Genomic DNA, 8,755 nt, shown 5'->3' with positions numbered 1-8,755 from the left:
GCAAGACAGCAAGACAGCAAGACAGCAAGACAGCAAGACAGCAAGACAGCAAGACAGCAAGACAGCAAGACAGCAAGACAGCAAGACAGCAAGACAGCAAGACAGCAAGACAGCAAGACAGCAAGACAGCAAGACAGCAAGACAGCAAGACAGCAAGACTAAAAAGCCATCAGGAGAGAAAAATGGCAATGCCGAAAAACAAAAAGGGCTAGCAAACGCTAGCCCTTTTTCGATGCGGGAGGATTACTCGGCAGAAGCTTGAGCTTCTTCGGCAACCTCTTCAGCAGCCGGACGATCAACCAGCTCGATGTAAGCCATCGGCGCGTTGTCACCAGCGCGGAAGCCACACTTCAGAATGCGGGTGTAACCACCAGCACGCTCTTGGTAGCGCGGACCCAGTTCGTTAAACAGTTTGCCCACTACGAATTGATCGCGGGTGCGGGCGAATGCCAGACGGCGGTTAGCAACGCTGTCAGTTTTAGCCAGGGTAATCAGCGGCTCTACTACACGGCGCAGCTCTTTGGCCTTAGGCAAGGTCGTCTTGATAACCTCGTGGCGAACCAGAGAACCAGCCATGTTGCGGAACATAGCTTGACGGTGGCTGCTGTTGCGGTTCAGTTGACGACCACTCTTACGATGGCGCATGACCTTATCCTTTTAACCTAAATCTTTACCAGACTTGGTTACATGTTGTCGGCAAGTGAGGCCGGCGGCCAGTTCTCAAGGCGCATGCCCAGAGACAGACCACGGGAGGCCAACACGTCTTTAATCTCAGTCAGCGACTTCTTACCCAGGTTCGGGGTCTTAAGCAGCTCGACTTCGGTACGCTGAACCAGATCGCCAATATAGTGAATGGCTTCTGCTTTCAGGCAGTTTGCCGAACGAACAGTGAGCTCCAAGTCGTCGACAGGACGCAGCAGGATCGGATCGAATTCCGGCTTCTCTTCCTTCTCTTCCGGCTCGCTAACATCACGCAGGTCCACGAAGGCTTCCAGTTGCTCAGCCAGAATAGTGGCGGAGCGACGGATAGCTTCTTCAGGATCCAGGGTGCCGTCAGTGTGCATGTCGATGATCAGCTTATCCAGGTCGGTACGCTGCTCAACACGGGCGGCTTCTACATTGTAGGCAATGCGAACCACCGGGCTGAAGGACGCGTCTACCAGCAGGCGGCCGATAGGACGTTCGTCTTCTTCAATTTGTGCGCGAGCAGAGGCCGGGATGTAACCACGGCCCAATTCAACCTTGATACGCATGCTGATCTCAGCATCGGCGCCGGTCAGAGTACAGATCAGGTGTTCCGGATTAACGATCTCTACATCACCGTCGTGGGTGATGTCTGCCGCAGTGACAGGGCCCGCACCAGACTTGCTCAGAGTCAAAATGGCTTCGTCTTTACCCTCGAGCTTCACAGCCAAACCTTTCAGGTTCAGCAGGATCTCCAGGACGTCTTCCTGCACGCCTTCTTTGCTGCTGTACTCATGCAACACGCCGTCGATTTCGACTTCGGTTACTGCACAGCCAGGCATAGAAGAGAGCAGAATGCGACGCAGCGCATTGCCCAGAGTGTGGCCGAAACCACGCTCGAGCGGCTCCAGAGTCACCTTAGCCCGGTAGGGGCTAACTTGATCAATATCTACAAGTCGCGGCTTTAGAAATTCGGTAACAGAACCCTGCATTGTGTCCTCTCTCTATGGTTAAGCTTTACTTGGAGTAAAGCTCGACGATCAGCTGTTCGTTGATATCAGCAGACAGATCGCTACGCTCAGGCAGGCGCTTGAAAGTGCCTTCCATCTTAGCGGCGTCTACTTCAACCCAAGTCGGCTTCTCGCGTTGCTCAGCAACTTCCAGGGCACCTTTAATACGGGCCTGCTTCTGAGCTTTCTCACGAACGGCGATAACGTCGTTCGGGGAAACGGAGAAGGACGGGATGTTTACAACACGACCGTTAACCTTGATGGCCTTGTGGCTCACCAGCTGACGAGCTTCGGCGCGGGTAGCACCAAAACCCATGCGGTATACCACGTTGTCCAGACGGCTTTCGAGCAGTTGCAGCAGGTTTTCACCAGTGTTGCCCTTCAGACGAGCCGCTTCCTTGTAGTAGTTACGGAACTGCTTTTCCAGTACGCCGTAGATACGACGAACTTTCTGCTTTTCACGCAACTGGACACCGTAGTCGGACAGACGAGCGCGACGAGCGCCGTGCTGACCAGGTACGGTATCAATTTTACATTTAGAATCGATCGCTCGAACGCCGCTTTTCAGGAACAGGTCAGTACCTTCACGACGGCTGAGTTTGAGCTTAGGACCCAAATATCTTGCCATGTTCTTTCTCCAACAGTCCTAACGTGCGTTACACGCGACGTTTTTTCGGCGGACGACAACCGTTGTGCGGGATCGGAGTCACATCGGTGATGTTGGTGATGCGGAAACCCGCAGCATTCAACGCACGAATGGATGATTCACGACCCGGACCCGGACCCTTCACTTCGACTTCCAGATTCTTCAAGCCGTACTCTTTTGCGACTTCAGCGCAACGCTCAGCGGCCACCTGGGCAGCGAACGGAGTGGACTTACGAGAACCACGGAAACCAGAACCACCAGCGGTAGCCCAAGCCAGGGCATTACCTTGACGGTCGGTGATGGTCACGATGGTGTTGTTGAAGGAAGCATGAACGTGAGCGATACCGTCCGCTACCTGCTTACGTACCTTTTTACGAGTACGAGAAGGAGTTTTAGCCATTGCTTAATTCCCCTTACTTCTTAATCGGTTTACGCGGGCCCTTACGGGTACGCGCGTTGGTCTTGGTACGCTGACCACGAACAGGCAAGTTACGACGGTGACGCAGGCCGCGGAAGCAACCCAGGTCCATCAGACGCTTAATGTTCATGGAGATCTCACGACGCAGGTCACCCTCAACGGTGAACTGGCCTACGACTTCACGCACCTTATCGATGGTGGCTTCGTCGAGATCTTTGAATTTCACATCTTCAGCAATGCCGGCTTCAGCGCAAATGGCTTTTGCGCGAGTCTGGCCGACGCCGAAAATGGCGGTCAGAGCAACAACCGCATGTTTATGCTCAGGAATGTTAATGCCAGCGATACGGGCCACTATAGCACTCCTACTATCTCAATTGGTCAACTGCGAAAAGCCCGATAGGATACCCAACAGAAGACCGGTTTGCAACAACACAGGGGCTGACCATGGGCCAGCCCTGTGCGCTTATTTGGGTTTACCGGATAATCCGATTAACCCTGACGCTGTTTGTGTTTCGGCTCAGAGCAGATAACACGTACAACGCCGTTACGTTTGATGACCTTGCAGTTGCGGCACATCTTCTTAACGGATGCACGAACTTTCATTTTGGTACTCCGTAATCGGCGACCTTAACGGCCGTAGCCCTTAAGGTTGGCCTTCTTCAGCACAGAATCATACTGAGATGACATCAGATGGGTCTGTACCTGAGCCATGAAGTCCATGATTACCACCACCATAATCAGCAGTGAGGTACCACCAAAGTAGAAAGGTACATTGGTAGTAATCATCATGAACTCCGGAACCAAGCAGATAAAGGTAATGTAAGCCGCGCCAGCCAGAGTCAGGCGGGTCATTACTTTATCAATATAACGGGCAGTTTGCTCGCCCGGACGAATTCCGGGGATGAACGCACCACTCTTCTTCAGGTTGTCTGCAGTCTCACGGGGGTTAAACACCAGCGCCGTGTAGAAGAAACAGAAGAAGACAATCGCGACCGCATAAATCATTACGTACAGCGGCTGTCCCGGAGACAGTGCCAGAGAGATGTCTGACAGAATGCCACCCTGGTTCTTATCGAACCACTGGGCCAAGGTGCCCGGGAACAGAATAATGCTGGACGCGAAGATCGGCGGGATCACGCCGGCCATATTCACTTTCAGAGGCAAATGAGTGCTTTGAGCAGCGAACACGCGGCGGCCTTGCTGACGCTTGGCGTAGTTTACCACGATTCGACGCTGACCGCGCTCCATAAACACCACAAAAGCGGTAATCAGGCTGACGATCACAACCAGACCGAGCAGAAGGATCAGATGCATTTCACCTTGACGCGCTTGCTCTGCCGTTTGACCGATAGCGGAAGGCAGACCGGCCACGATACCTGTAAAGATCAGGATCGAGATACCGTTACCAATACCGCGCTCGGTGATCTGCTCACCCAGCCACATCAGGAACATGGTACCAGTCACCAGGCTCACAACTGCTACAAAGTAGAAGCCGAAGCCAGGGTTAACCACCAGACCAGGCAGCATACTGGGCAGGCCAGTAGCAATACCGATGGACTGGAAGGTAGCCAGTACCAGAGTACCCCAGCGAGTGTACTGGTTAATCTTACGACGACCAGATTCACCCTCTTTCTTCAACTCCGCCAGAGTGGGATGCACTACGGTAAGTAGCTGCATGATGATCGACGCCGAAATGTACGGCATGATCCCCAGGGCGAAGATGGAGGCACGTTCCAAGGCACCACCGGAGAACATGTTAAACATGCTCACGATGGTACCTTGTTGCTGTTTGAACAGTTCGGCAAGCACAGCGGCGTCAATACCAGGAATTGGCACGAAAGAACCGGCCCGGAATACGATGATTGCGCCGAGAACAAACCACAGACGCGCTTTCAACTCCGAAAGGCCCCCTTTCGCACTTTTTAACTCAAGTCCTGGCTTAGCCATTGCGTACTTTCCCGTTACTCTTCGATTTTGCCGCCCGCAGCCTCAATGGCTTCACGAGCGCCTTTGGTCACTTTGAGACCGCTTACAGTCACTGGGCGCTCGATTTTACCTGAAAGCACTACTTTCGCAAACTGAATGTTGGCGGAAATAACACCAGCGTCTTTCAGAGTCGCCAGGCTCACAACCTCACCGTCTACTTTTGCCAGTTCGCTCAGGCGAACTTCAGAAGAGACCAGAGACTTGCGAGAAGTAAAACCGAACTTGGGCAGACGCTGCTTCAGAGGCATCTGACCGCCTTCGAAACCAGGACGTACGGAGCCACCAGAACGGGACTTCTGACCTTTGTGACCACGGCCACCAGTCTTACCCAGACCGGAACCGATACCACGGCCTACACGCTTAGCTGCAGTCTTGGAGCCAGCAGCCGGAGAAATAGTATTCAGGCGCATTTTACTCCTCCACTTTAACCATGTAGGAAACTTTGTTGATCATACCGCGAACGGAAGCAGTGTCTTCCAGCTCAACAGTGTGACCGATTTTACGCAGACCCAGGCCTACCAGAGTCGCCTTGTGCTTAGGCAGACGACCGATGGAGCTTTTGGTCTGAGTAACCTTGATAGTTTTAGCCATGACAGATTACCCCCGGATCTCATCAACCGGCAGACCGCGCTTAGCAGCGATTTGCTCGGGAGAATTCATGTTCACCAGTGCGTCAACGGTGGAGCGCACGATGTTGATCGGGTTGGTTGAGCCGTAAGCTTTAGCCAGTACGTTGTGTACACCAGCCACTTCCAGAACGGCGCGCATTGCACCACCAGCAATAATACCGGTACCTTCGGAAGCAGGCTGCATGTATACCTTGGAACCAGAGTGACGACCCTTCACCGGGTGGTGCAGAGTGCCGTTCTTCAGGGATACGGTGTACATGTTACGACGGGCTTTTTCCATTGCCTTCTGGATAGCAGCAGGCACTTCACGAGCCTTACCGTAACCAAAGCCAACACGGCCGTTACCGTCACCAACTACAGTCAGAGCGGTGAAGCTGAAAATGCGACCACCCTTAACTACTTTGGAAACGCGGTTTACTGCAATGAGCTTCTCTTGCAGGTCACCGGCTTGATTTTCAATATTCGCCATGATCCACTCCCAAATTAGAACTGGAGGCCAGCTTCACGGGCAGCGTCAGCCAGAGCGGCTACACGACCGTGGAACTTAAAGCCGCTGCGATCGAAGGAAACGGCTTTAACACCTTTTTCCAGAGCACGTTCGGCTACAGCCTTACCAACTGCCTTGGCAGCATCGGTGTTACCGGTGCCAGTCAGTTGCTCTTTGATCGCCTTCTCTACAGTAGAAGCGGTTGCCACTACAGTTGCGTCTGCAGTGATAACCTGGGCGTAGATGTGACGCGGAGTACGGTGCACGACCAGACGAGTCGCGCCCATTTCCTGAATTTGTTTGCGTACGCGAGTCGCGCGACGCAGACGAGCTGCTTTCTTGTCCATCGTGTTACCTTACTTCTTCTTGGCCTCTTTACGGCGCACTTGCTCATCAGCGTAACGAACACCTTTACCTTTGTAAGGCTCAGGAGCACGGTATGCGCGGATGTTAGCGGCCGCCTGACCTACAGACTGCTTGTCTGCGCCAGTGAGGACGATTTCAGTTTGGCTGGGGCACTCGGCCTTCACACCTTCCGGCAGAACGTATTCAACCGGGTGGGAGAAGCCCAGAGTCAGGCTCACAGCGTTACCTTTAACTGCGGCACGGTAACCCACACCCAGCAGTTGCAGCTTCTTAGTGAAGCCTTCGGTAACACCAACAACCATGTTGTTTACCAGAGCGCGAGCGGTACCAGCTTGTGCCCAAGCGTTGGCAGCGCCTTCGCGAGGACCAAAAGTGATTTCACTCTCTTCTTTGGCTACAACTACGGCCTCGTGGATTACACGAGTCAGAGTGCCCTTACCACCTTTAATGGTGATTTCCTGACCGTTCAGAGATACCTCTACGCCGGCAGGGATAGCAACGGGTGCCTTAGCTACTCGAGACATTATTGCTACCTCCCTTACGCTACGTAGCAGATGATCTCGCCGCCCAGACCCAGGTTACGGGCTGCACGGTCGGTCATCACACCTTTAGAGGTGGACACGATAGCGATACCCAGACCACCCATTACAGTCGGCAGCTCATCTTTCTTTTTGTAGATGCGCAGGCCGGGGCGGCTGGCACGCGCGATGGAATCAACCACCGGCTTACCTTGGAAGTACTTCAGAGTTACTTCCAGAGTCGGTTTAACGTCACCGGAGACGGCGAAATCAGCTACGTAACCTTCTGCTTTCAGAACGTTAGCGATAGCCACCTTCAGCTTAGAGGACGGCATGGTCACTGCAACTTTGTTGGCAGCCTGGCCGTTACGGATGCGCGTCAGCATATCCGCGATCGGATCTTGCATGCTCATAATCGCTTACTCCCGAATTACCAAGAGGCCTTTTTGAGGCCAGGAACTTCACCACGCATGGCAGCTTCGCGCAGCTTGATACGGCTCAGGCCGAACTTGCGCAGAACACCATGGGGACGGCCAGTGATGTTGCAGCGGTTACGCTGACGAGATGCACTGGAGTCACGCGGGAGTTGTTGCAGTTTCAGAACAGCGGCCCAACGCTCTTCTTCAGAGACGTTGACGTCCTTGATGATCGCTTTAAGGGCAGCGCGCTTTTCAGCGTACTGAGCGACCAGCTTCGCGCGCTTTGCTTCACGCGCTTTCATGGAAAGTTTAGCCATAACCCTACACCTTACTTGCGGAACGGGAAGTTGAAGGCAGCCAGCAGAGCACGCCCTTCCTCGTCAGAGCCGGCGGAAGTGGTAATGGTGATATCCATACCGCGCAGCTTATCGATCTTGTCGTAATCGATTTCCGGGAAGATGATTTGCTCACGAACGCCCATGGAGTAGTTACCACGGCCATCGAACGCTTTCGGGTTCAGGCCACGGAAGTCACGGATACGCGGTACCGCGATGGATACCAGGCGCTCGAAGAACTCCCACATACGCTCGCCGCGCAGGGTTACTTTACAGCCAATCGGGTAACCTTCACGGATCTTAAAGCCAGCAACAGATTTGCGAGCTTTGGTAACCAGAGGCTTCTGACCGGAAATTGCTGTCATATCAGCAACGGCATTTTCCAGCACCTTCTTGTCCGCTACGGCTTCACCGACACCCATGTTAAGGGTGATCTTTTCAATCCGAGGGACTTGCATGATGCTTTTATAGCCGAATTGCTGCATCAGCTCTTTTACTACAGTCTCTTTGTAGTAATCATGCAGTTTCGCCATCGTTTACTCCAAAATTACTTAACGATTTCGTCGTTGGACTTGAAGAAACGGACTTTCTTGCCGTCTTCAAATCGGAAACCTACACGGTCAGCCTTGCCAGTAGCAGGGTTGAACAGTGCCACGTTAGAAGCGTGGATAGGGGCTTCCTTCTCTACGATGCCACCTTGAACACCCAGTTGGGGGTTCGGCTTCTGGTGTTTTTTCACCAGGTTGATGCCTTCGACGAGGATCTTACCAGTGGTCAGAACCTGGGTAACCTTACCGCGCTTACCCTTGTCTTTACCTGCCAGTACAATCACTTCGTCGTTGCGACGGATTTTTGCTGCCATGTTTAGCTCCTTACAGTACTTCCGGCGCCAGGGACACAATCTTCATGAACTTGTCATTACGCAGTTCACGAGTCACAGGGCCAAAGATACGAGTGCCGATCGGCTGCAGGTTCGCGTTCAGCAGAACTGCAGCGTTACGGTCGAAGCGAATGACAGAACCGTCAGGACGACGAACGCCCTTCTTGGTACGAACTACCACCGCGTTGTACACATCACCTTTTTTGGCCTTACCGCGCGGAATGGACTCCTTCACGGAAACCTTGATGATGTCGCCGATGCCGGCGTAACGACGGTGAGAGCCACCCAAGACCTTAATACACTGCACGCTGCGTGCGCCGGAGTTATCGGCAACATCCAGCACAGATTGCATTTGGATCATTTCAGTGCTCCGCTAT

18 protein-coding genes are annotated in these 8,755 nt (G+C 53.3%); 1 reads left to right on the top strand and 17 read right to left on the bottom strand.

Going from position 1 to position 8,755, the window contains the following annotated elements; genetic code table 11:
* The coding region (locus KUV52_RS15880) for a hypothetical protein (RefSeq protein ID WP_222526925.1) at positions 1–262 on the top strand (262 nt) is incomplete at its 5' end.
* Here the strand turns inward: KUV52_RS15880 and rplQ are convergent.
* From rplQ to rplN, 17 genes are all read right to left on the bottom strand, one after another.
* Positions 244–645, bottom strand: coding sequence for a 50S ribosomal protein L17 (gene rplQ / locus KUV52_RS15875; protein WP_013343815.1), 402 nt, complete (start codon positions 643–645; stop codon positions 244–246). The genes KUV52_RS15880 and rplQ overlap by 19 nt on opposite strands.
* A gap of 38 nt (positions 646–683) precedes the next feature.
* Positions 684–1,676, bottom strand: a complete 993-nt coding sequence (locus KUV52_RS15870; protein ID WP_222526924.1) for a DNA-directed RNA polymerase subunit alpha — start codon at positions 1,674–1,676, stop codon at positions 684–686.
* Between the two features lie 25 nt (positions 1,677–1,701).
* Positions 1,702–2,322: a 30S ribosomal protein S4 gene (rpsD, locus tag KUV52_RS15865; protein ID WP_222526923.1), complete on the bottom strand. Its 621-nt coding sequence runs from the start codon at positions 2,320–2,322 to the stop codon at positions 1,702–1,704.
* A gap of 28 nt (positions 2,323–2,350) precedes the next feature.
* Positions 2,351–2,740, bottom strand: a complete 390-nt coding sequence (gene rpsK, locus KUV52_RS15860; protein WP_222210143.1) for a 30S ribosomal protein S11 — start codon at positions 2,738–2,740, stop codon at positions 2,351–2,353.
* Positions 2,741–2,753: 13 nt separating this feature from the next.
* Positions 2,754–3,110: a 30S ribosomal protein S13 gene (gene rpsM / locus KUV52_RS15855; RefSeq protein ID WP_222526922.1), complete on the bottom strand. Its 357-nt coding sequence runs from the start codon at positions 3,108–3,110 to the stop codon at positions 2,754–2,756.
* A gap of 137 nt (positions 3,111–3,247) precedes the next feature.
* Positions 3,248–3,361: a 50S ribosomal protein L36 gene (gene rpmJ / locus KUV52_RS15850; RefSeq protein WP_013343810.1), complete on the bottom strand. Its 114-nt coding sequence runs from the start codon at positions 3,359–3,361 to the stop codon at positions 3,248–3,250.
* Between the two features lie 24 nt (positions 3,362–3,385).
* The gene (gene secY, locus KUV52_RS15845; protein WP_222526921.1) at positions 3,386–4,705 is read right to left on the bottom strand and encodes a preprotein translocase subunit SecY; all 1,320 of its coding nucleotides are present in this window, start codon (positions 4,703–4,705) and stop codon (positions 3,386–3,388) included.
* 14 nt (positions 4,706–4,719) lie between these two features.
* Positions 4,720–5,154 (bottom strand): 50S ribosomal protein L15, encoded by a 435-nt coding sequence (rplO, locus tag KUV52_RS15840; protein ID WP_222526920.1) that lies wholly within the window; start codon positions 5,152–5,154, stop codon positions 4,720–4,722.
* Between the two features lies 1 nt (position 5,155).
* Positions 5,156–5,335 (bottom strand): 50S ribosomal protein L30, encoded by a 180-nt coding sequence (rpmD, locus tag KUV52_RS15835; protein WP_013343807.1) that lies wholly within the window; start codon positions 5,333–5,335, stop codon positions 5,156–5,158.
* Positions 5,336–5,341: 6 nt separating this feature from the next.
* A complete protein-coding gene (gene rpsE / locus KUV52_RS15830; RefSeq protein ID WP_222526919.1) occupies positions 5,342–5,842 on the bottom strand; it encodes a 30S ribosomal protein S5 in 501 nt (166 codons plus the stop codon).
* A 14-nt stretch (positions 5,843–5,856) separates the two neighbouring features.
* The gene (gene rplR / locus KUV52_RS15825; RefSeq protein ID WP_222526918.1) at positions 5,857–6,207 is read right to left on the bottom strand and encodes a 50S ribosomal protein L18; all 351 of its coding nucleotides are present in this window, start codon (positions 6,205–6,207) and stop codon (positions 5,857–5,859) included.
* 9 nt (positions 6,208–6,216) lie between these two features.
* The gene (gene rplF, locus KUV52_RS15820; protein ID WP_222526917.1) at positions 6,217–6,750 is read right to left on the bottom strand and encodes a 50S ribosomal protein L6; all 534 of its coding nucleotides are present in this window, start codon (positions 6,748–6,750) and stop codon (positions 6,217–6,219) included.
* Between the two features lie 14 nt (positions 6,751–6,764).
* On the bottom strand, positions 6,765–7,157 hold the full coding sequence (gene rpsH, locus KUV52_RS15815) for a 30S ribosomal protein S8 (RefSeq protein WP_222526916.1): 393 nt from the start codon (positions 7,155–7,157) through the stop codon (positions 6,765–6,767).
* A gap of 17 nt (positions 7,158–7,174) precedes the next feature.
* The gene (gene rpsN / locus KUV52_RS15810) at positions 7,175–7,480 is read right to left on the bottom strand and encodes a 30S ribosomal protein S14 (RefSeq protein WP_222526915.1); all 306 of its coding nucleotides are present in this window, start codon (positions 7,478–7,480) and stop codon (positions 7,175–7,177) included.
* 11 nt (positions 7,481–7,491) lie between these two features.
* Complete coding sequence (rplE, locus tag KUV52_RS15805; protein ID WP_222526914.1) at positions 7,492–8,031, bottom strand: 50S ribosomal protein L5; 540 nt, start codon at positions 8,029–8,031, stop codon at positions 7,492–7,494.
* A gap of 14 nt (positions 8,032–8,045) precedes the next feature.
* On the bottom strand, positions 8,046–8,360 hold the full coding sequence (gene rplX, locus KUV52_RS15800) for a 50S ribosomal protein L24 (RefSeq protein ID WP_222526913.1): 315 nt from the start codon (positions 8,358–8,360) through the stop codon (positions 8,046–8,048).
* A gap of 10 nt (positions 8,361–8,370) precedes the next feature.
* Complete coding sequence (rplN, locus tag KUV52_RS15795) at positions 8,371–8,739, bottom strand: 50S ribosomal protein L14 (protein ID WP_013343799.1); 369 nt, start codon at positions 8,737–8,739, stop codon at positions 8,371–8,373.
* Positions 8,740–8,755 lie beyond the last annotated feature (16 nt).

This window comes from Ferrimonas balearica, from assembly GCF_019802055.1.
Lineage (GTDB): Bacteria > Pseudomonadota > Gammaproteobacteria > Enterobacterales > Shewanellaceae > Ferrimonas > Ferrimonas balearica_A.
The sequence above is the reverse complement of the archived record's forward strand: the minus strand, read 5'-3'. Positions and strand labels throughout refer to the sequence as shown.

Coding starts and splice junctions, on each gene's coding strand:
- rpsE (WP_222526919.1), bottom strand. CDS start 5,842: ATGGCGAATATTGAAAATCAAGCCGGTGACCTGCAAGAGAAGCTCATT.
- rpsD (WP_222526923.1), bottom strand. CDS start 2,322: ATGGCAAGATATTTGGGTCCTAAGCTCAAACTCAGCCGTCGTGAAGGT.
- KUV52_RS15870 (WP_222526924.1), bottom strand. CDS start 1,676: ATGCAGGGTTCTGTTACCGAATTTCTAAAGCCGCGACTTGTAGATATT.
- secY (WP_222526921.1), bottom strand. CDS start 4,705: ATGGCTAAGCCAGGACTTGAGTTAAAAAGTGCGAAAGGGGGCCTTTCG.
- rplO (WP_222526920.1), bottom strand. CDS start 5,154: ATGCGCCTGAATACTATTTCTCCGGCTGCTGGCTCCAAGACTGCAGCT.
- rpsH (WP_222526916.1), bottom strand. CDS start 7,157: ATGAGCATGCAAGATCCGATCGCGGATATGCTGACGCGCATCCGTAAC.
- rpmJ (WP_013343810.1), bottom strand. CDS start 3,361: ATGAAAGTTCGTGCATCCGTTAAGAAGATGTGCCGCAACTGCAAGGTC.
- rplF (WP_222526917.1), bottom strand. CDS start 6,750: ATGTCTCGAGTAGCTAAGGCACCCGTTGCTATCCCTGCCGGCGTAGAG.
- rplX (WP_222526913.1), bottom strand. CDS start 8,360: ATGGCAGCAAAAATCCGTCGCAACGACGAAGTGATTGTACTGGCAGGT.
- rpmD (WP_013343807.1), bottom strand. CDS start 5,335: ATGGCTAAAACTATCAAGGTTACTCAGACCAAAAGCTCCATCGGTCGT.
- rpsK (WP_222210143.1), bottom strand. CDS start 2,740: ATGGCTAAAACTCCTTCTCGTACTCGTAAAAAGGTACGTAAGCAGGTA.
- rplN (WP_013343799.1), bottom strand. CDS start 8,739: ATGATCCAAATGCAATCTGTGCTGGATGTTGCCGATAACTCCGGCGCA.
- rplR (WP_222526918.1), bottom strand. CDS start 6,207: ATGGACAAGAAAGCAGCTCGTCTGCGTCGCGCGACTCGCGTACGCAAA.
- rplQ (WP_013343815.1), bottom strand. CDS start 645: ATGCGCCATCGTAAGAGTGGTCGTCAACTGAACCGCAACAGCAGCCAC.
- rpsN (WP_222526915.1), bottom strand. CDS start 7,480: ATGGCTAAACTTTCCATGAAAGCGCGTGAAGCAAAGCGCGCGAAGCTG.
- rplE (WP_222526914.1), bottom strand. CDS start 8,031: ATGGCGAAACTGCATGATTACTACAAAGAGACTGTAGTAAAAGAGCTG.